General features: G+C 58.6%; 19 protein-coding genes and 1 pseudogene. 12 read left to right on the forward strand and 8 right to left on the reverse strand.

Annotation, left to right across the window (positions count from 1 at the left end; all coding sequences use genetic code 11):
- Positions 1 to 999 precede the first annotated feature (999 nt).
- From U1739_RS08625 to U1739_RS08650, 7 genes and pseudogenes are all read left to right on the forward strand, one after another.
- Entirely contained in the window at positions 1000 to 1647 is a 648-nt protein-coding gene (locus tag U1739_RS08625) for a hypothetical protein (protein WP_332706633.1), read from the forward strand.
- Positions 1648 to 1806: 159 nt separating this feature from the next.
- Positions 1807 to 2082: pseudogene (locus U1739_RS21155) on the forward strand (transposase); the annotation flags it as partial.
- 355 nt (positions 2083 to 2437) lie between these two features.
- Complete coding sequence (locus tag U1739_RS08630) at positions 2438 to 4498, forward strand: AAA family ATPase (protein ID WP_332706636.1); 2061 nt, start codon at positions 2438 to 2440, stop codon at positions 4496 to 4498.
- Positions 4499 to 4508: 10 nt separating this feature from the next.
- Positions 4509 to 5549, forward strand: a complete 1041-nt coding sequence (locus tag U1739_RS08635) for a 5-methylcytosine restriction system specificity protein McrC (RefSeq protein WP_332706639.1) — start codon at positions 4509 to 4511, stop codon at positions 5547 to 5549.
- A gap of 229 nt (positions 5550 to 5778) precedes the next feature.
- Complete coding sequence (locus U1739_RS08640; protein WP_332706642.1) at positions 5779 to 6636, forward strand: hypothetical protein; 858 nt, start codon at positions 5779 to 5781, stop codon at positions 6634 to 6636.
- Positions 6637 to 7005: 369 nt separating this feature from the next.
- Positions 7006 to 7542, forward strand: a complete 537-nt coding sequence (locus U1739_RS08645) for a hypothetical protein (protein WP_332706645.1) — start codon at positions 7006 to 7008, stop codon at positions 7540 to 7542.
- A gap of 9 nt (positions 7543 to 7551) precedes the next feature.
- Complete coding sequence (locus tag U1739_RS08650) at positions 7552 to 8853, forward strand: hypothetical protein (RefSeq protein WP_332706648.1); 1302 nt, start codon at positions 7552 to 7554, stop codon at positions 8851 to 8853.
- A gap of 407 nt (positions 8854 to 9260) precedes the next feature.
- Here the strand turns inward: U1739_RS08650 and U1739_RS08655 are convergent, their stop codons facing one another.
- Positions 9261 to 9554, reverse strand: coding sequence for a hypothetical protein (locus U1739_RS08655; RefSeq protein WP_332706651.1), 294 nt, complete (start codon positions 9552 to 9554; stop codon positions 9261 to 9263).
- Between the two features lie 80 nt (positions 9555 to 9634).
- Here U1739_RS08655 and U1739_RS08660 point away from each other — a divergent pair, with 80 nt between their 5' ends.
- Positions 9635 to 9853: a hypothetical protein gene (locus tag U1739_RS08660; protein WP_332706654.1), complete on the forward strand. Its 219-nt coding sequence runs from the start codon at positions 9635 to 9637 to the stop codon at positions 9851 to 9853.
- A gap of 11 nt (positions 9854 to 9864) precedes the next feature.
- On the opposite strand, the gene U1739_RS08665 is transcribed toward U1739_RS08660, so the two are convergent.
- The 7 genes from U1739_RS08665 to U1739_RS08695 form a co-directional block, all read right to left on the reverse strand.
- Positions 9865 to 10578 carry a hypothetical protein gene (locus U1739_RS08665; RefSeq protein WP_332706657.1) on the reverse strand — a complete coding sequence of 238 codons (714 nt, stop codon included), beginning with the start codon at positions 10576 to 10578 and terminating at the stop codon, positions 9865 to 9867.
- A gap of 296 nt (positions 10579 to 10874) precedes the next feature.
- Positions 10875 to 11765 (reverse strand): ComEC/Rec2 family competence protein, encoded by an 891-nt coding sequence (locus U1739_RS08670; protein ID WP_332706660.1) that lies wholly within the window; start codon positions 11763 to 11765, stop codon positions 10875 to 10877.
- Positions 11762 to 12472 (reverse strand): hypothetical protein, encoded by a 711-nt coding sequence (locus U1739_RS08675; protein ID WP_332706663.1) that lies wholly within the window; start codon positions 12470 to 12472, stop codon positions 11762 to 11764. Before U1739_RS08675 ends, U1739_RS08670 begins: the two co-directional genes overlap by 4 nt.
- A 934-nt stretch (positions 12473 to 13406) precedes the next feature.
- A complete protein-coding gene (locus U1739_RS08680; protein WP_332706666.1) occupies positions 13407 to 14339 on the reverse strand; it encodes an ImmA/IrrE family metallo-endopeptidase in 933 nt (310 codons plus the stop codon).
- Between the two features lie 14 nt (positions 14340 to 14353).
- On the reverse strand, positions 14354 to 14854 hold the full coding sequence (locus U1739_RS08685) for a helix-turn-helix domain-containing protein (RefSeq protein WP_332706669.1): 501 nt from the start codon (positions 14852 to 14854) through the stop codon (positions 14354 to 14356).
- Positions 14844 to 15497 carry a GNAT family N-acetyltransferase gene (locus U1739_RS08690; RefSeq protein ID WP_332706673.1) on the reverse strand — a complete coding sequence of 218 codons (654 nt, stop codon included), beginning with the start codon at positions 15495 to 15497 and terminating at the stop codon, positions 14844 to 14846. Before U1739_RS08690 ends, U1739_RS08685 begins: the two co-directional genes overlap by 11 nt.
- Positions 15494 to 15703: a ribbon-helix-helix protein, CopG family gene (locus tag U1739_RS08695; protein ID WP_332706676.1), complete on the reverse strand. Its 210-nt coding sequence runs from the start codon at positions 15701 to 15703 to the stop codon at positions 15494 to 15496. Before U1739_RS08695 ends, U1739_RS08690 begins: the two co-directional genes overlap by 4 nt.
- Before the next feature lie 137 nt (positions 15704 to 15840).
- Between U1739_RS08695 and U1739_RS08700 the strand changes: the two genes are divergently transcribed.
- The 4 genes from U1739_RS08700 (at position 15841) to U1739_RS08715 (ending at position 19475) form a co-directional block, all read left to right on the forward strand.
- The gene (locus tag U1739_RS08700; protein WP_332706679.1) at positions 15841 to 16566 is read left to right on the forward strand and encodes a multiubiquitin domain-containing protein; all 726 of its coding nucleotides are present in this window, start codon (positions 15841 to 15843) and stop codon (positions 16564 to 16566) included.
- Entirely contained in the window at positions 16541 to 17710 is a 1170-nt protein-coding gene (locus U1739_RS08705; protein WP_332706682.1) for a ThiF family adenylyltransferase, read from the forward strand. Before U1739_RS08700 ends, U1739_RS08705 begins: the two co-directional genes overlap by 26 nt.
- A gap of 2 nt (positions 17711 to 17712) precedes the next feature.
- A complete protein-coding gene (locus tag U1739_RS08710) occupies positions 17713 to 18174 on the forward strand; it encodes a ubiquitination-like system serine protease family protein (protein ID WP_503647078.1) in 462 nt (153 codons plus the stop codon).
- 278 nt (positions 18175 to 18452) lie between these two features.
- Positions 18453 to 19475 (forward strand): IS110 family RNA-guided transposase, encoded by a 1023-nt coding sequence (locus U1739_RS08715; protein ID WP_332706685.1) that lies wholly within the window; start codon positions 18453 to 18455, stop codon positions 19473 to 19475.
- The last annotated feature ends 152 nt before the right edge of the window (positions 19476 to 19627 follow it).

Here is a 19627-nt window from a genome sequence, read left to right on the forward strand (position 1 = left end):
AGCGCTTCGATCGCTTTTCAAATCCAGCCATCCGGCTGCGGCTCGCTTGGGTCCACATCCCAAGCTTGAATCACGCCAGAGCCGCCGCATCAACACATTCTCAAACGGTCTCTAAGCGCGATGCGATGTGATGGCGAACCGGTCAGACCGGAGCAGGGACAACCCAACGGACGCTCAAGGCATTATAGCCTGTTGAATGAGGTGGGACCCAGCTCGCGGACTCCATCAGGGCCAGCAGTCCTTCAACGGCTGCGCCAACAGGCCGAACAGAGAGCTGCACCCGACCCTACGTCACATCGTCGAATTACACTTGCAACGCGGGAGCCATCCACAGAGAGAGTCCGGAGTTGGGAAGCGCGAGGGGACGCTGAGTGTCCATGATTGGGTCTCGTCCACCTTCGCAGGGAAGGGCGGCAATCGACCAGAATAGGTCGTTCGCTGATCGGACCTCGAACAGCAGCTTCCGCCGGAACTTGCCATCGCTCGGCGCGGGCCCCTCTGTCAGGGACCGCCCAAATCCCCGTCGTTCTCGAGTACGGCGCGAGATCCCGATCGCGGACGTCACATAACCACCTAGCGGGCGGCATGGCTGGCGGGAATATGTCTCGTCGCTAGGTCAAGGAGGGGCTTGATTGGGTCGCGTCCGAGATCAGTGCTATCACTCAGTGTTGAAGGCGATTAACTTCCCCGGCGCGGCCGAGGTCGGCCGGAGGTAAGCGGAAGGCCGGTCAAAGAGCCCAACCAAAAGTTCTCCAATCGTCATTGCCCCCATATGATCAGCTCTCGAAGAGTCCACCTTTAGCTTAGACCCGAACCGATAATCTCTAATATGCTATATCAGTGGCTTTACGTCGATTGCCGATCGGAGAACCACGGTGACATTGGGTCAGAAGCTTCATACCATCAATGTCAAAGGTAGGACGGACCACGCCCTTTAGCTGTCATGTAGGCCGACGCCAACAGCCTTGCATATATCGATTTTTGATCAGGAAATAATACATGCCTGTCAGATTGGACAAAAAAGTTGACCCCGATTCAAATCGCGGCATTTCAACAATGTTTGATGGTCTAGACGTTTCTTCTATTCCAATAGCGGCCTATAAACTATCAAGTGTAACGTCGGCTATAGACGGAACCGCTTTCCAAATTAAAGGAATTGAACTAAAAAATGCCGCGGTAATTATATCTGGCTCGCATCGATTGCTGTACGTTCGTCCATTTTACAAGGGGTATCGACAAGCAGCGGCAACAATTTTTCCGGAAGGGGCCAATTTGCTTTCTAGTGGTCGATTGGATATTGACCATGTGCTAGGAAAGGCAATGTGCGATGAGGTTGGCTATGAATATGTGCTTGCTATCAGGATACACCGACGGGCTAATCGATCGCACGGTCATTTGGAAAAGCGGTGTAACATCAAGCCAGGCTTGGCCCCAAGCGTATGTTATGCAGATAGACGAATGACCGACAAGATAATTGGGCGCCCCGCCAAGCTAATGTATAACGACAAAACAAACATTTATGATCCATCAATTCGGGAACGTCATGGCCTTACGATAAAGCAGCGTGGCAAGTTTATTTTTGCCTTTGGTTTCCAAGATTTTAGACAATTGCCATCGTCGCTATTGAGAGTGAGTCAACCGCTTTAGATATCATAGGAGACAAACTGAAAATTGAGTTAAGAGGTTTCCAGCGATTGTTGACTCGTCGGGGAGTGCGAAGAGCACGGGACCGGCTGTACCGAAACCGCTCGGTGCGAGCATGGCAGAAGAGGTCAGAGTTACACAGGCGACTGCACCGACGCGGAGTGGGCAGTTATCGCCCGGTTGCGGGCCCCAACGACGAAGGTAGGGCGTCCGCGCCTACACCGCGCACGGGATCTGTGGAACGCGCTTCAGTGTCTTGCAAGGACTGGGTGCCAATGGGCGCAGTTGCCCCAGGACTTTCCACCGTTCACAGCGGTACAGTATCATGCTGGATCAAGTTTTCACAGGGAGCTCACGAGCCGTCCAGAGGGATCGCCCGGGGTGGGCGAACGTCCGCTCGTGGCAAGAGCTGCCCTTCGGCAAGCTACTTCGGAATGACGGCTTCGTCCCACCTTTTGTCATTCCACGGCTGCGCGTCGAGGCGTCGAGCGACATTAACGGACGTCTGAAGTTGGGAAGCGCGCAACGACGGCTGGATGTCGTGTTCTGGGTCCTCGTTTACCAGCTCGAGCACAGGTTACGGAGTATCAGCATATCGAGTGGCCCCCCTTAGCTGCCACTCCGCTACCCGCCCAGTCGCAGTCGTCCCATTCAAGCTTGCACGTTCGAGGCGTTTCGGCTGGGATCATGGCAGTTTAGCGGGAGGAAGAAAGTGGAAGCTGACGCAGATCGAATTCGAGCGCTTGCGCTAGACACTTTCATTGCTCCCGCCCGAGCTGAAGGGCTAAGTTCGGTGACGATTGTCGCTCGTGATGTGCATGACCGCCTCGGCCTCACTGCTGCGCATGCGAATGTTTGCCAGGCACTCGGCGGACGGAAATTTCAGGAGCTGGCCAGCGTGGCAGCGCCCGTGATGAAAGGTCCGGTGGCGAGCAGTACGACAACGTTCACTTATGAGCTCGGCGGTTCGGCCATGTCTGACGGCGAGCTCCTCCGTCTGTTCGATAGCTGCGAATATTTCAGGACACGGCGTGTCAACTGGACAGATGAACAAGCATCGAGCTTTTGCGCGATGGCTCGCGCAGTCCATGATCTAGGCTTCGACTGGTACCGCACTGGTATCCCGCAAATTCGCTTTGGCCGGAAGGACAGCAACGCGCATCGCGCACTAGCAACACTCGCGAGCTTTGATGCAGCCCCGGCGCGTATCCGTTTCACACATTCGTCAGGTGAGCTCGGCCTGCAAGGCGCGTTTGAGTGTAACCAAGCGGGCGAGGCAGCTTTCCTAAAATTGCTGGATGAGAAGCGTGATGCGATCTCTAATTGGCTACCTCCAATTCCACCGCGGGCAGGCCTTTGGCCTCGGTATGACGATGAGACTGATGTCGACGCGTCCGAACAGCTTAATGTGAACGGCGCCTCGACGGTAGAAAGCGGCCGGCGATATTGGATAGAGAAGACCTTAGTTTCCGGGCGAGCGGATCGGATGGACGGCGACCACGCCTTGGGTCAGGCGCTTTGGTCGCCACAAACTTCTAAGGACGGCCGGCAGATCTATGGAGCGATGGCGCAGGTTCGGGAGGGCGATATCGTGTTCCACCTCACCGACAACAAAGCGATCACGGACGTATCAGTGGTTGCGGCCGCGGCCGACGACAGCTTCACCGGGGTCGCGAATACCGAATGGGCCGACCAGCCCGGCTACCGCATTCAGTTGCGAGATCACAAGAAACTTGATCCGCCATTGCCGCGGTCAGAATTTCTATCGACTGAACCGTTCACTTCGGAGTTGAAGGAGCTCGTCGAGAGTGGGGCGAGGGGGCTCTTCTTCAATCGTAAGCTTGAGCTCAATCAAGGGACCTACCTAACCGAGGCAACGCCCAGTTTGCTGTCGATCCTCAATCGCGCGTACCAAACCTTTGTTGGCAAAAATCTGCCGTACGTTGACCATCAGCTCGTTGATGAAAGAACGAGCCAGCCGCCGCGCTATATGCTCGATGATGCGCTCGACACGCTGTTTCTGGAACGCAGTCAAGCTGAAGACATCATGCTGCTCTGGAGGGCGAAGAAGAACATCATCCTGCAGGGGCCGCCAGGCGTCGGGAAGTCGTACGCAGCGCAGCGGCTAGCGTTTGCGTTGATGGGGGTCAAAGATCGGGACCGGCTCCGGTTTGTGCAGTTCCACCAGTCATACGCGTATGAGGATTTCGTCGAGGGATTTCGGCCGACCGAGACTGGCTTTGCGCTCAAGCCAGGAAAGTTTGTCGAATTTTGCCGGCAGGCTGAGGGCGACCCCGAGCGAACCTATGTATTTGTCATTGACGAGATCAACCGCGGCAATCTGAGCAAGATTCTCGGCGAGCTTATGCTGCTGATCGAGCCCGACAAACGCGACGCCGATTGGGCCATGCCGCTCGCCTCGGGACGGGCACCATTTTATGTGCCCAGCAACGTCTATTTGCTGGGGCTGATGAATACCGCCGATCGCTCGCTGGCGGTGGTCGATTACGCCCTACGCCGGCGCTTTGGCTTCGTTGACGTACGGGCCAATCTTGCATCACCGAAATTTCGTCAGCAACTCGCCAATGCGGGCGTATCCGACGGACTGATCACGATCCTCGTCGAGAGGATAGGCGTATTGAACGCCGAGATCATTGGCGATGTCGCGAACCTGGGTCCGGGCTTCGCGATCGGGCACAGCTTCTTCTGTGCCGGTCCGAATGCTGGCGAGGAAGAAGCGAACTGGTACGTGCGCATCATTCGCACAGAAATCGCACCACTACTGCGCGAGTATTGGTTTGACGCACCCGCCAAGGCCGACCAATGGGCCGAACAGCTGCTGAAACTGCCCTGAGCGCGCGCCTGTGATACCCATTGAAAACATTTATTACCTGTTCTGCTATGCGTGGAACCGGTTTGAGGAAGCGCAGTCGATTTCGATTGGCGGAAGTAGTAGCCCCGACTTGCCGAACCTTCTCGGCCGCGTACTGTTACACGGCACCCGAATGCTGCTTCGACGCGGGCTGGATCGAAACTACCAAGACGTCTCCGACGAAATCACGACGGTTCGCGGGCGTATTGAATTGGGCGCCTCGCTACGTCTTCAAGCGCGCAGCGTTCGCCGGCTGGTCTGCGAGTTCGACGAGCTTAGCCACGACCTGCTCCACAATCAGATTATCAAGGCTTCGCTGCGGCGGCTCTCGCGCGCGCAAACGATGAATTCAGCGCTGGCCGTTGATCTCGCGCGCACGGCGCAGCGTATGCCGGAGGTGTCGGACATTTGGCTCGAGCGCACTGCCTTTGCGCGCGTCCAGCTGCACCGCAACAATGCCTACTACGATCTGCTTCTCAGGGTAGCTGAGCTCGCGTTCGACTGCTTGTTGCCCGACAATCAAGGTCGCGGCTTCGCCTTTAACGATGTCCTGCGTGACGAGCAGAAGATGGCTTACGTTTTTCAGGATTTCGTGCGTAATTTTTATCGGGCCGAGCAGTCAGACTTCGCCGTCTTGCCGCTATCCATCCAGTGGGACGGTAAGCCGACGTCAGTTACGGGTGCAGGCAGGATACCGAGCATGGTCACAGATGTTTATCTGAAGAGCGCAAAGCGGCGGCTGATCATCGACACAAAATACTATGCCAACGCGCTGCAACGCAGTCAGTACGGTGATGAAAGCTTCCAGTCAGGCAACTTGTACCAGCTGTTCGCCTATCTCAAGAATGCCGCCGCTGATCCGCTGTTTGCGGGCTGTGAGGGGATGCTGCTTTACCCATTTAACGGTACGTCACTGCGTGAAACCTACAGCATCCAAGGTCACCCAATCACGATCGCCACGATCAATTTGGCACAGCCTTGGCCGGCTATCGCGGAGGATCTGCTAGCGCTGATTGACGTCGCACCGACCTAGGAAAACAGACGTTACGGGCTTGCCCGGATGCCAACGTCGGTTTGCCGAGGTTGGCCAGGTTGGCCGGTCGCTAACCATCTGCGCCCGTCCGTCAAAGGCACTAGACAAGCGGTCGCTCGTCGTCACAGTCTCGAAATGACCGACGCACCACTTTTCCCATGCCTGTTTCGGCGATTAGATGTAGTTTGCACCGTCCGACTCAAGATTTGGGCAAATTGGGGGGGGCATCATGAGAATTCTTTTCTTCGGGCTTACGGTTGCGGCCATTGCTTTGACTGGTCCGGCGGCCGCCAAGGTCAAAATTCTCGGCAACACCTACTCGGACCGCGAGGTCTGTGGTGGCGCGATGAAGAATTGCGGCCTTAGTAATGGCGGTAATCCGGTTACGATCGTCAGCGGCTCGCCAAAGATCATTCCGCTACGTGTTGGGGGAATTCCGGATTACGATTACGTTCTCGGCAAGGTTTACCAGCGTAGCATGAGCCTTGCCGGAAATTACTGCGGCAATGTGATCGAGAACGACCTCGCGACCTACGCACAGGCCAGCAACCTGGAGTTTTATAAGGTTCTTCGCGATGATCCGATTTCGCTAATGACCAAGGTCCGCAAGGTCAGAAACCTCAACGCGAACATCGATTTCGTCGCTCTGGCATCGCTGGCCGGCGTGCCCGCCAACAAGATGTCAGGAGTTGAGGCGGCGATGAAGGCGGCCTATGCGAAATCTCGTTCACGGACGATCGATCTGAAGGGGCGTTTTATCTTCGTCGAGATCAATCAAACATTGCTGGCGCGGCTGTCCGCCGCCACAGTGCCTACTTCGCTCCAACCCTGCGCTGCCTGGCTGAATGCCAATCCAAAAAACGGGATTTATGATTCCCTCACCGGCTTTGTATTGACCCAGGCTTCCGCCAGTTCCGCTCTAACTGAGGGACTGAGCGTCGAGCTCAAGGCGAAACTTAGTTCAGTGCTCACGGATACCGAGATTGTGGCTTTGACAGCATCCATGGTCAACGAAATCGAGAAACGGGTCGAGCAAACCTTTCACCCTAACGTAACCATTCTCACGCTCGGAAGGACTACCGCCTGACGCGCGGCCGAACGCGCTCTTCTAATATAACCCCTTGGGCTCGACAGGCTAGGCCAAGGGGCGAGGTGCCGGTAGGCACAACGCTCCATTTCGGTAACGTATTCTATGCCCTAGCTGTCCGCGCCCACTACCTTGTCGAGGAGGCGCTGCCCCCGCGCGGTCGGCATCGCTCGCTCGCCCCGCCAGCCGATCGTCACTGCTAGGCCGAGACCCGTCAAGGCTCAGTGCTGCCTGCGATGCCCAAAGCGGTATAGAGCTGCGGTCACGCGCTTCGTCACCAGCGCGAGGCATTTTCCACAGGGTGCTAGCCTGCTACCTTAACGGCATGGCGCCTCCGGTTACCACCCAGAGCGATAAAGGCAGACGCCCATGAGCCGCAAGAAGCCACCCGATCGGATCGACCTGCCGCGCAAGGAGAGCGTGAAGCGCAACCTCTCGCCGGAACTGCCGAGTGCGGCAGCGCGCACGCACCTTGCCGGACGGGCCTGGTATAGGGGCTATGGCAAGCACAAACGCAATCCGTACATCTGGGACCTCGATCCCTGGCACGGCGTCAGTGCCGACCGGACCTTCTGCGAGGATGCCGGGTTCGAGCTTGCCGACAAGCCGCGGATCGCCCGACTGATCGAGCGCGGGATCGAAGCCGGATTATTCGGTGATCTCATTGACCAGGGCGACCCGACGATGCTCTGGACCATCGACGAAAATGGCTGGATCTACGAGCTGCGCCTGACGACCGCGAGCCAGGCAGAATATCACGGTTATCCAATGCGTCCGTCAAATGTGTTCGGCCAGAAGGTAATTGCGCGCTACCGTGCTTGGCTCGAGACGCTGCCGTCGTCCCGCGACAGGGCAGAACCCCAGCTCCGCCGTGCATTGCACGCCGCCAGCTCCCGCTATAGGTGAGGACCCATCATGTCGTTCGATATCCATCTCGACTTCCCGCCAAAAGGCTTGGAGAATGATGACTGCGTCGCGAACGTCCGGATCGCCGCGCATGGGCATCTGCTGACCCAGATACTCGAAATGCGGTACCATCGCTACCGTGACAGTTTCCGCGCGTCGGTCGTCAGCCTTGCCTTCTGGTTCGCCGACAATTGGTGGCGGCTGCGCTATGAGCCGCTTGGCGCCCCGTCCCTCGCCACGATCGATTGGCGCCTGCGCCACGAGATGAGCTCGGGCTCGGCTGACGAGCTGTGGCCGTCAATCATGATCTATGGCGGAGGTCCACGCGTCATGCTTGCCTCGACGCTCGGTACGCCTAGGGACGAGCCGGGGATTCGCTATCTGCCTTGGCAGCCGCTTAGTATGCTGGGTAAGGAATATGAGGACGGCGTCGATGCGCTGTTCGAGCAGGTGCTTGGGAACTGCGCGCGTTATGTCGATGCGGAAGCGTTCAAGGTTTTGATCGGACAACTTGATATCGAGCGTAAGGACGAGGCGCTTGCCGGCTGGCGGCGGCTGGAAGCCTGTCTTGGCTTCGACCCCGACAAGGCACCCGATCGCGTCGTCGAAGCGATGACCGCCTATGAGGAGCAGCTCGGCGCAGAATCGGTCGAGGAAGCGGCGATTGCCGCGCCCGGTCAGAGTGCGCCGGCGACGCTCCAAACCGTGCTCGCCGCAGCGGGCGCGTCGAACATCGAAATCGATCTATCGCTGATCGCGAAGACTGCCGCTGAGATCGATGATCCTTATGGTCAAACGCCGTGGCGGGCAGCCGAAGACGCGGCGATGGCGCTGCGCGACGCGCTAGCGCTTCCCGATATCATCAAGAATGACACGCTTGGCGGCCTTCTCCAAACCCGCTGGAGCGATCTCAAGGCCGCGACCGCGACGGCGCGCGACCTCCCCTATGCCGTCCGCGTCCCCTCGACCCACGATCGATCGCACGTAGCACTCAAGATGGTGCCGCAGGTCGATCGCCGTTTCGAGCTTGCCCGGATCATAGGCGACAGCTTGTGGACCCGCGGCGGCGGGCTTGGCGTGGTGAGCCGGGCGCGCTCGGATCGCCAGAAATATCAGCGGGCGTTTGCCCAGGCGCTGCTTTGCCCGATGCGCAGCCTCGCCAAGATGATCGATCTCGACAATCCGACCGAAGCGCAGATCGATCATGCCGCCAGGCGCCACAACGTCCGCGACAAAGTGATCGAGACAATCCTCGTCAATCGCGGCATCTTGGTACGCGATGACTATAACGACCAGCTCGAAGCCGCATGATTTGCTAGTTCGCCAAGGCTAGCAGCCGCGCGAGGACCTCGCTCAACGAAGCCGACCGAGTCCCGAGACCGACATGCACGTCTTCTTGCAGGACGTAGCCATCATTTCGCAAAGCATCACGATAGGGCGTTACAGAGCAGCGGGCCGTCCGTGCGCAGCCTGGCCAGTTTCGCGGCCGAGCGGACCCAGAAGGCGACATTCAGCGCAGCTGTCGCAACCTCGCAACCTCCAACTTCAGGCATCCGTTGATTTCGCCGAAACGCAACGTCATGCCTCGGGCGAAGCGGCAATTGCATGATAGAAATTGAGACGAAGCCGTTCGCGCGCCTGACGACGAGAGTGTGCTTTCGGTATGTTGGCCATCCGGGGAGAGTTTCCATGTTCAGCACCTCTCGGCGCCGAATCGTTCAAATGAGAGCTTCCCGTCCTCGAACTACAACACCGTCGATCTCCGCCCATTCGGACGGCGTAACTACCATCGCCGAAAGCGGCAGATTGAATTGTTCTATGAAATCCTTCGCGAGACGATCGCGCCATTTCCGGATCGTGTGCCACCCATTCTCCCCGGCAGCGGCTTTCGTCACCAACACGATATCGATGTCGCGAGGAGCCGCAATGGCATTGATAGCCGAGCCAAAAAGGAACGCTGCCTGGAGATTGGCTGTTTCCTCCGGCATCGCGGCTCGCAACCAGGCGGTCATCGCGTGAATGTGACACCTTTACGCTTCATGTAAGCGAATAAGCCGGCAAAGGGCAAAACGCTTATCCCTCGAACTCTCGCATGACCCTTGCCCTCAACGGTAGCATCGCACCAGTTCGAGCTATAGGCCACGATCGTGGCACCCAGCGCGGCAGCCTTCTCAACGACATCCGCGCTGACACGATATTCGTCCGGCTCTGGGCAATATATGCGCTCTTCCCGCCCATTTGGCAGAATGACGCTCAGGATCGGATCGCCGCTATCAGTGCGCGCATCACTCTGGGCAAGTTCGCGTCGTAGCCAACTCGTGCTCAAATCTGTTCTCCGGTAAGTTGGTAGTAAATTTCGAGTACGGCAGAGCGCTGGGCGACAATGTGACTGCGGATGTCTCCGGGGAAAAGGAAGCTTCGATACAGATCGGTTTCTACTCGTTGAAACGTTTCATACATAGCCACGTGAACTAGCAGGCGATGATAAGAGTCGAGAGAATCTGATTCTCCGAGCAGATGCGTCTTGGTGCGAAGAATTGCCTCGATGCCAATGTTATTGGCGAGGATCTTTTTCTTAGTCTGCTTCCATACTAAGCCAGCTGCATTACGAAAAACTTCGTCCTCGGGAAAGCTCGGCGGCCCTGTCTTTTCAAAGATCTCCTTGTTAATGTCCATGAGGGCTAGCAGGGGATTATAAAAGTCGTTCAACGAAGCTGCATAGCGTTCGATTTGGCGCTGGCGCAGTAGTGCGTTAAAGGATCGAGATGATTGGAGATAGACGACACCAACCGTGATGCCGTTTGTGATGATCAGGGCGAGTGCCGCGCCGGCTACCGGCCAAATGCCCTGTTCGTACCAAGCCTTATGTTCCTTCGGAGCAAGGATGAGAGCGTCGTTTGCTCGGATTGTAATGACGTGATCTGTTTTCGACACAGCCGCAATGGCCGCAAAAGGCGCAATGGCTGCCAAGATTGCCGTCGCAATGGAAACGATGAATCGTAAGCGCAGAATTCTGTCAAAGCGGCATGTGATCATGGAGCCTTGATAGAGCGACTCTAAAGATTGCGCCCTCTATTTTCAGCAGATGGCTGTGCCATCCAGCGTATTCTGGTCCTGAAAGAAATTGGCTTAATTGTGGCAATTGGCGCCTACTGTCGGTACTGGACATTCGGTCGCTCGTTAAGGAGGGCTCGGGGGTGGCTTCGCGGCAACTCACCTCTTCGTAACGTGGTCGGTTTCTCACCGGCGAAGCTACCTGCCAGATGGGCCGAGGCAACGTTCAGTTTGAGCGCACTGCCGCCGACCGTCGGCCCGGCGATTCCTTTCACGGCTTACCGGAAAAGAATGTCATGGTAGCCAGTCTTGGCCGCTCGCAGGGAAGGCGTGGCAATCACCTGTCGGCCCGCAAGGACGTCGTAGCGATCCAGATGCGGGTGACCGTAGCTGTTCCCAGCGCCATAGGAGAAGACGACTTCGCAAGGTCCCCCCGGCGTCACCGGCCAGTGACGCAGCATCGACCGCGTGCCATGCGTCCAATGGTATTTCGAGCCGTGATGGAAGGCGACAAGCCCGGTCAGCGTCATCCCTGCGCGATACAGGTTCTGGAATAACGGCACCTGCTCGAACGGCGCGTCTCCTGGAAGCAAAATCACCTGCCCGCGGTCACCCGAACGCCGCAGCAAAGCGACGGCCACGCCCGTCTTGTTGCAGTTCTCGTGGACGGAGGGCGACGGCGATGACGGTGCAATCTTCTGCCAGAGCACGGCGTCGCCGTTCGCTGCGAGAAATTCGAATACGGTGCCGACCATCGCCTCGGGAATGCAACGCACCTTATCGAGATCGGCCGCGAAGCGCACCGCGCGGGGTGACGTCACCTGCCGGGGCACAAGCCAATCCGAGGATTTCGCGGCATCTCCCTTCGGACCGCTCGACCAATGGTCTTCGTCCCAGTGCGTCACCATGACGAGCGCGCCCTTGGGTACGGGTAACATCCGGTCGACTTCGACGCTGCTCTTGCCCTCGAAGGGATTGCCTTGCCTTCCGCCATAGTCGAGCTGCAGGATGGTCCGGCCGGTAGCATCGATGATCGCAATCGCATCGCCCTGCCCGACATCGTAGATGCGGGCACCGCTGATCTCCTTTGCTCGCGCAACGGCGGGCGGTGCCTTGATATTGGCGACATCGGCACCGCCGATGCGCGCGCGTTTGAGTGCCGCAGTCACCGGCTGATCTTCACATATTGCCGGTCGTCGCGGTTGGTGGAGGTGCGGCCGGAATATGTTGCGCGGAGCCGATCGCGCTCCGGCTCGGCAAGCTCCTCCTCGTTCGCCTCCCGCTCTTCGGACCAAACGACGGCGACGCTGGCATCCTCGGGCCCGTCGCTATCGTCGGGAGGCGGCGCGCCCGAGGAACCCTCAGGACCCTCGTCAAAATCCGCGTCGGGGACATGCGCCAGGGAGAAGATGTCGCGCAGCGGCTCTTCCTCTTGCGGCGACAACGCCCGAAGGCCGAAGAGCTGGCCAGACTCGAAACCGGGTTCAGCCGGGCGCCCCGCATCGGGCTCCCCCATGAATATCGGCTCCCGTGCACCCTCGGCTTCGCCTGGTGTCACTTCGAGTTGAAACCAATGGTGGAGCCGCATTGTCCGTTCGCGACGGTTCCGCGCGACCGGATCGTCGCCTGCCCAGAACAGGTCGACGATGGGGATAGGAAAGCGCTTGAAGGCGTCGCGGAGCGCGGCGCGCCGCTGCTGGCGCGCGCCGTCCGACAGAAGCCCGTCACTGGCGAGCCCAACGATTTCCTTCATCTCGTCAAACAAGGATGCGCGGATGCCGCTGAAGCGCGCCCGCACGAACTTGCGCCCGAGGATCGCGGGGCGAGGCACTAGCGTGCCGAGCCCGGGCGCCTCGACCGCCGTGTCCGGATACATCGTTGCCATCTCCTCGAGATAGGCCAGGTAGGTGATAGCCTCAGGCGGCGCTCGGGTTGGCATGACATACCTGATACCAGGACGGGGAGACGGTGCGCCAGTGGTTCTAGATCCCGGTGTTCGTGCCGTGGAAAATCATATCGCACGCGGCGTCATGTCCATCGGTCTCGTCATCAGAACCGTCTGGCAAATCGAAAATCCCTTCTGGCGATCTTCAAATTTATGAAGTTCCAAGTACTGCGCGTTCGCGGCCAGGCGTGTCTCGTGCCAGGCGTCGCCCGAAGGCGAAACCGGGCAACCTACTGAACTCCGTATATCCGCCGGTATCCGTCCTGCTGGTACGGCGACGTGAACTCGTGGCATTTTCGCTCAAATGGCACAAGTAGCCTTTGCGTAATATCGCCCGCATTGGTGCCCTTCTGCAAGGCCATAGACCTTCACCCTTCGACGCGGCAATCTGTGGCCGCCAATTGTATCAGAAATGATGGACGCGTTGGATCGATTATCAAAGTGGCGTATCCGTAGATTCGATACGGTGACGGCCGCTGGCCCTAAAACGACCGCTCACCAGCCTGCTTATTTTGATCAGTCTTGATTTTATGGGTGTGGTCGGACCGGGTGCGTTGGGAAACCTGGGTGGATAGCGGCGGGTCCGCTTACAGGCGGCGATGGACATAAGCAGACCTCCGTTCATATGGAGGAGCAATAGGCTTTAACGCTTTAACGCCTACGGGCGGTGGAAAACGGATTGGCGGCTTGCAGGTACTTGCTGCGCGCTTCTTGCACGTTCATGGGCTAGGAGATGTCCAACTTCCAGCTTGGCGAAAGATATCTATCCGCTTTAAGGCGCCGATCTGCTCTTCGTTTATCAGGTTGTGCGATCTGACTGACCAACTCAGCCGCGGACCTTGGTGTCGAGTGCGCCTACAGTTAACTATGCGACCTGTAAGATTGCAGAGTATGGCGCCTTATATATTCCAAGTGTCAGCGTTTGATGGTGGTAGCAGAACGTCTCGAATTCGAAGCTGTGAGCATCGCCGTTGTCGTCTACCAAGATGACTTCGGCCGCTCCGAGGGTGCCGCCGCGCTGGCTTCCACAATAGCGAACGATCTCACCGAACACCTCAGTCTCGACTGTCGTCGAGAAATGCTCTGCAAAAAGTGCTGATTGAACAAAATGCTTGCATGGATTCTGCGGATCGAAGTCGGCTTGACGCTTGGACCGATGCGGATGGCCTGTGATGAGTCCGACCATCGGCGCATCCTCGCCCCAATACTCAATGCAACGCCAAAACGTCGTTGCTCTCGTGTTGCCATAGCGCTTGCAAAGCGCCTCCAGGCTTTTGAATGACGGCAACAGGGAACGACACTCTACGCGGAAACGATCACGCAAAAAGATCAGACGGCCGGCAGCGTAATTTGCTTCGGCCTCTAGTTCGTCATGACACACGGGAAGCAGGGAAAATTCGTTATCCCCCAGCATCGCTCCTTCGTGCCATGGGATCAGGCTGTGTCCGATCTCGTGAGCTTCGTTCCACCGGTGCTTGAGTTTGGGTTGATCCTCGTCGAGCAGAATGCGTCGACGGTCAGGCAAGTAGAGTGCGCGGAGGTCGAACTTGCGAACTGCTCTCAGCAGCAGCATTGGGTTGGCGATCACCTGCTTTCCAGCAACGCGGAGTTTGGCGATGGTTTCCTGAAGAACACCCTCGTCGCGTCCCGAGAAATAGCTGAAGTCGAGTTTGAGCGATTCCCGGACGACAAGAAGGGTAAGCGGCGGCTCGGGGTTGCCGAGCCGTTCGATAACGCGTGCCACTCTGGCATCGACGTCAGCCGCGATTCGCGGCTTCAAGATTACGTTTTTCGGCATGACGGCCCCCGTGCTCAGTCGCTTCGCTCGCTAAGAACCGCGATGAGGCCATCGAGCGCTTCCTGTTCATCCCTTGAAAGGCGCTCGATCGACTCCGACCGCGCCGCATACCGAACAGCCTCATCAAGATAGCGTACGTCCTTTGGCCGCGTGAGGCCTGACAATCCCATAAGCTTTTGCTGGGAGACGCCGAAGACCATCGCTAGCTGGTAGACGGTTCGGGTGTTCGGAACGTGATGCGGATCGCGCTCGATGCTCAAGACCTCGCCGACCTCAAGATCGATTTTTTGCGCGAGCGCCTCGATCGTTAGGCCACTTCTGCGTCGCGCGAGGCTGACAAATCGACCGAGCGCGAGGCGCGACTCATCGCCTGGGTCTTGCAACGCCGGTTGCGTCCCATCCGAGCCCTGCTCGTCGAACGTGGGGTCAAGCGCCAGCGTTCCCGCGCCGACTTCAAAGTCGATCTCCTGCTCCGCCATTGCGATGCACCACTCCGGTGTAAACTCAACTTCCATGACGTTTGCCGATCTTCAGAAAGCGTGTCGCGATCTCTGGTGTCATCTCAAAATAACGCAAACGCTCGTAGTTCGGGTCGGCGCCAAGATCGACCATGCCACATACGTTTGCGTAGAAGTCGTTGGATTGCGGCAGCGAATGAAGTCCGATGCGGCCCTTGAAGCCCTGCTGGATACTACATTGAACTGCCGTTCCGATAAGGATAGTTCCCGATCCCGCAAAACGCGGCGTGCCGCCGGTCAACGTCTTACGGTTCCAGGGTGCCGCTTCGAGAAAGTCAACGTAGGCGAGATGCCTGCCCTCCTCGCCAGCAGCTTTCGCACGGCGCGCATAGTCCAGGATCATCATCGCTTGGGTCATGCCTGCGTGCACGATAGCGAACGAGGCGCTGCCGAGCCTTTGCGTCAGCGCCGCCTGCTTTGCCCGCCAGTCCCACTTGCGGCTCTGCGGCCAGAGCTGCCGATGAACGCCCGCTTGCCGGAGTAGGTTGATCTGCTTCTGCAACTCAGGTTGCCATACTGCTTCCCAATCGGCGAGATTAGTCTCGGTGATCGGGCTCCACAGCTCGGCGTCGACCGGCTTTCGCAGGCTTCCGTCAATCAGCTTTATTGGCGAAATCCGCTTTGGACCCGACGGGGTCATAGCATCATGATCTCCGCCTTATGCTTTTTCGCCTCGTCCTCGAAAAACAGGGTGTCGCCGCGCTCGAGGCGCTCTTCGACGCGTTGATAAAGCCGCAGCGCCTGCCGAAGCAGCCCTGTCTTGCTGAGGTCCTTCTTGGCGCTGAGCGCCTCTAGTGCTTCCATCTCCTCGTCCGAGAGATTCAGCGTCATCGTCCGCTTGGTCATCATCATAACTCCTGCCCGCGTACTAGCCAGCTCTGTACCCGTGTCAACCAAAATCATTTAAGAAGCAGCCCTTGCATAGCCACCAAGCAGCCATTAAATGGCTATTATCGCGATCAGGCGTGCAGAAGGATGACGACATGACTACCAGTTCTCTTCGGGCAGAGCCGACCGCCGCCCAGTCACCGAGCGGACCCTACGAGATCGAGATCGCCGAAGCCGATCTCGCCTTTCGAAAGATCAGACTACGCAGTGCCAACCCGACAGGACGCGAAATCCTTGCCAGCGGAGGTTTCGAAGCTGGTGGAGATGTTGCGCTTTTTGCGATCCTGACAGACGGAAACTTCGAGGATATCCGTCTCGACGAGGCTTTCGAAATTCATCGAGCTGGTGTGGAACGCTTCGTTGCGTTTCAGTCCGACCGCAGCTTCCGGCTCATGATTTCCGGCGCACAAATTGACTGGGGCAAGCCGACGATCAGCGGGAAGGTCCTTGCCCAGCTTGCGGTAGCAAGCGGGACGCAGGGCGTCTTCTTGGCGATCGCGGACGGCGACGACCGCATAGTCAATCCTAGCGAGCTCGTCGATTTGACCAAGGCGGGCGTCGAGCGGTTCTACGTCGCCGACGTTGACGTGACGACGCTTATCAAGGTCAACGGACGCGGGCGCTCGGTGCCCGGCATCGAAGTGACCTTCGAGCAGATCGTCCAGATCGCCTTCCCGAACGACACGACTCCAAACGCGGTGTTCTCGATGACGTATCGCCATGCCGCGTCCCAGCCTCACGCCGGTGACCTTGCGGTCGGCGGCGTGGTTCATGTCAAGGAAGGGACTGTCTTCAATGTCACGCGCACTGTTCAGTCGTAATCCGGACCTTCAGCGTCTTCGTGACGACGGATATTTCGTCGAAATCCGCGGGGGCCTGTTAGTCATGAGGGAGGTCCCTTACGTCGATGCGAGCCGAGCCCTGCGGCGCGGGACGCTCTTGTCCTCGCTAACGCTGGCAGGTGACCGAACGCAGACGCCCGATAATCATGTCGCCTACTTCGATGGTGAATTTCCCTGCCAAGCCGATGGGACCGCCATCACCCAGATCGCGCACGGCTCGGGTCAATTCGACTTCGGCAACGGAGCGACCGCTCGCCACTCGTTCTCAAGCAAACCCGAGGGCGGTTACATCGACTATTATCACAAGATGACTACGTACTTGGCCATCCTGTCCGGGCCAGCCGCCGTGGTGGAACCCGGCTCGACCGCAAGGGTGTTTCGCACCCCTGAGGACGAAGAAAAGAGCGTGTTTCGCTTTACTGAGACAGCTTCGGACCGGGTCGGCATAGGAGGCTTGTCCGACCTTCTCGCCGTCGAGGTGGTAGCGATCATTGGGCTCGGCGGAACTGGCTCCTACATCCTTGATCTGGTTGCAAAGACACCTGCTCGTGAGATTCACCTGTTTGACGGGGATGTGTTCTTGCAGCACAACGCTTTTCGTGCGCCGGGTACGCCGACAATCGAGGTCCTGCGCGATGCTCCGAAAAAAGTTGATTACTTCGCGCAGATGTATGCTCCCATGCGAACTGGCATTGTGCCGCACGACAGCTTTCTCGACGCTGCCAATGTCAGTGCGCTGGACTGTGTCAGTTTCGCCTTCGTGTCGATGGATGCGAGTCCCGCCAAGCGGGCGGTGATTGAGCGACTCGAGCGCAACGGCGTCAGCTTCATCGATGTCGGCATGGGGTTGGAACTCGACGAAGGGTCGTTGGGTGGCATCTTGCGAGTGACCGCGAGCACTCCGGAGCATCGCGATCATGTACGTCGCCACGTCGCGCTTGCGGATGCCGCGGCCGGTGACATCTACGCATCCAACATCCAGGTTGCCGACCTGAACGCGCTCAATGCCGTCTTGGCCGTCATCAAGTGGAAGAAGCTGCGCGGGTTCTACCGTGACCTCGAGGGCGAGCATCACATGACCTACACGACCGACGGTAACCTGCTTCTCAGCAGCGAGGGCTGATCATGCGCATCGATCGGCTGCAGCCGTCCTTCGTCGAGGATGTTCCCGAGACGCTCGATCCGGGAATGCTCTATATCAGCATCCCATATGCGACCATGGTGCACTCGTGCTGCTGCGGTTGCGGCGAGGAGGTGGTGACGCCGCTCACGCCTACGGACTGGCGGCTTACTTACGATGGAGAAGACGTGTCGCTAGCTCCCTCGATCGGAAGTTGGACGCTGCCTTGCCGGTCACACTACATTGTGCAGCGCGGGAAAGTGCAATGGGCCAAAGCGTGGTCGGATGAGCAGATTGCGGGAGCGCGGGCACGCGACCGAAAGGCAAAAGCACGATACTACAACAACGGCGAAGTCCCCGTCTCTGCTGTGCCGGCACCTCCGCCCGCGACTGTCGCTTTGCCGCCCGTCGCGACCGTGAGCTGCTCCACATCCCTCTTGTCGAGGATCATCCGACTTTTTCGCTGATTTGAGGGTGAGGGATTTGGTTGTCGGCCGAGGGCGGGACTAAACATGCTCAGCCTTCGCTCCCCTTAGCGCAACAGACAGCACCAGCACGGACGGGCAGGGAGGGGTGGGCTGAGAGTGACAAGCGATCGGTCCAGGTAAGGAAGCACCTGAACATGGGGTAATCGCGGGAGCGAAGCCCAAGCGTTCGAGATGGATGCTGGTGGCTGTTCCCCGATATGATGGAGGTACGGGCTCACGACTGGAAGCCGGGCCCAAGCATCTGATGGAGAACAGCCATGGACGAGTATATCGGGCTCGACGTTTCCTTAAAAGAGACTGCAGTATCTATTCGGCGTGACGGCAAGCGTGTCTGGCGCGGCAAGTGCCCCTCGGATCCACATCTCCTTGCGGTGTTGATCCGCAAGCATGCGCCGGCTGCCAAGCGGGTGGTGTTCGAGACTGGCCCGCTCTCGGTTTGGTTCTTCCATGCGCTCGCCGCGGAAGGGATGCCGGCGATCTGCATCGACGCACGCCATGCCAAGGCGGCTCTTGATATGGCCGCGAACAAGACCGACGCCAACGATGCCGACGGACTGGCCCATCTTGCTGAGGTCGGGTTCTACAAGGAAGTGCGGGTCAAGAGCTTCGACAGCATGCTTACGCGCACGCTGGTGGCGGCACGGACCCGGCTGGTGCGGATCGGCACGGAACTGTCGAATCAGATCCGGGGCCTGATGAAGACGTTCGGTTTGGTCGTTCCCGCTGTCATGGGCGGCAAGTTCGAGCATCATGTTCATGCGTTGCTCGCCGACCATATAGATCTGGGCCAGATCATCCGTCCGCTGCTCGAAGCCTGGCACACCGTTCGCCTCCGCGCCGCAGAGCTTGGACGCAAGCTTCTGGCGGATGCGCGGCGCAGCGCGGCCTGCCAGCTGTTGATGTCGATCCCGGGTGTCGGTGTGGTGACCGCAACGTCGTTCGTTAGCGCGATCGAGGAGCCCACCAATTTCAAGCATTCGAGGTCAGTGGGAGCGTTCGTCGGGCTGACGACGCGGCGCTATCAGTCTGGCGAGATCGACTATGACGGGCATATCTCCAGGCGCGGCGACAGCCACCTGCGCGGCCTGCTCTATGAAGCGGCAACAGTCCTCCTCACGCGCAGTCGATCCGAATGCGATCTGCGAATGTGGGGGCTGCGATTGCGAGAACGGCTTGGCTTTAAACGTGCCGCGGTCGCGGTCGCCCGCAAGCTCGCCGTCATCATGCACAGCATGCTGATCACCGGTGAGCCGTTCAGGGAGAAAACCGCAGCAGCTTGATTCCCGAGCTCGTCCGCGTCGCAAGGCGCCACGAGACGTCCTGCCGGGACGTAGGCTGATCCATTCCGCGCCGTTCGTTGCACCCCATGCCTTCATGGCAATGAAGTGCGCCCTGAACCTTGGAAGGGTCGCCCGCGTAGCCCCACCATGCG

The organism is Parasphingomonas puruogangriensis, from assembly GCF_036663635.1.
Classification (GTDB): Bacteria; Pseudomonadota; Alphaproteobacteria; order Sphingomonadales; family Sphingomonadaceae; genus Sphingomonas.

Excerpts from the sequence above, each read along its gene's own strand:
- U1739_RS08625 (WP_332706633.1), top strand. The coding sequence starts at position 1,000 with ATGCCTGTCAGATTGGACAAAAAAGTTGACCCCGATTCAAATCGCGGC.
- U1739_RS08640 (WP_332706642.1), top strand. The coding sequence starts at position 5,779 with ATGAGAATTCTTTTCTTCGGGCTTACGGTTGCGGCCATTGCTTTGACT.
- U1739_RS08645 (WP_332706645.1), top strand. The coding sequence starts at position 7,006 with ATGAGCCGCAAGAAGCCACCCGATCGGATCGACCTGCCGCGCAAGGAG.
- U1739_RS08650 (WP_332706648.1), top strand. The coding sequence starts at position 7,552 with ATGTCGTTCGATATCCATCTCGACTTCCCGCCAAAAGGCTTGGAGAAT.
- U1739_RS08655 (WP_332706651.1), bottom strand. The coding sequence starts at position 9,554 with ATGACCGCCTGGTTGCGAGCCGCGATGCCGGAGGAAACAGCCAATCTC.
- U1739_RS08660 (WP_332706654.1), top strand. The coding sequence starts at position 9,635 with ATGACCCTTGCCCTCAACGGTAGCATCGCACCAGTTCGAGCTATAGGC.
- U1739_RS08665 (WP_332706657.1), bottom strand. The coding sequence starts at position 10,578 with ATGATCACATGCCGCTTTGACAGAATTCTGCGCTTACGATTCATCGTT.
- U1739_RS08675 (WP_332706663.1), bottom strand. The coding sequence starts at position 12,472 with ATGTATCCGGACACGGCGGTCGAGGCGCCCGGGCTCGGCACGCTAGTG.
- U1739_RS08680 (WP_332706666.1), bottom strand. The coding sequence starts at position 14,339 with ATGCCGAAAAACGTAATCTTGAAGCCGCGAATCGCGGCTGACGTCGAT.
- U1739_RS08685 (WP_332706669.1), bottom strand. The coding sequence starts at position 14,854 with ATGGAAGTTGAGTTTACACCGGAGTGGTGCATCGCAATGGCGGAGCAG.
- U1739_RS08690 (WP_332706673.1), bottom strand. The coding sequence starts at position 15,497 with ATGACCCCGTCGGGTCCAAAGCGGATTTCGCCAATAAAGCTGATTGAC.
- U1739_RS08695 (WP_332706676.1), bottom strand. The coding sequence starts at position 15,703 with ATGACCAAGCGGACGATGACGCTGAATCTCTCGGACGAGGAGATGGAA.
- U1739_RS08700 (WP_332706679.1), top strand. The coding sequence starts at position 15,841 with ATGACTACCAGTTCTCTTCGGGCAGAGCCGACCGCCGCCCAGTCACCG.
- U1739_RS08705 (WP_332706682.1), top strand. The coding sequence starts at position 16,541 with ATGTCACGCGCACTGTTCAGTCGTAATCCGGACCTTCAGCGTCTTCGT.
- U1739_RS08710 (WP_503647078.1), top strand. The coding sequence starts at position 17,713 with ATGCGCATCGATCGGCTGCAGCCGTCCTTCGTCGAGGATGTTCCCGAG.
- U1739_RS08715 (WP_332706685.1), top strand. The coding sequence starts at position 18,453 with ATGGACGAGTATATCGGGCTCGACGTTTCCTTAAAAGAGACTGCAGTA.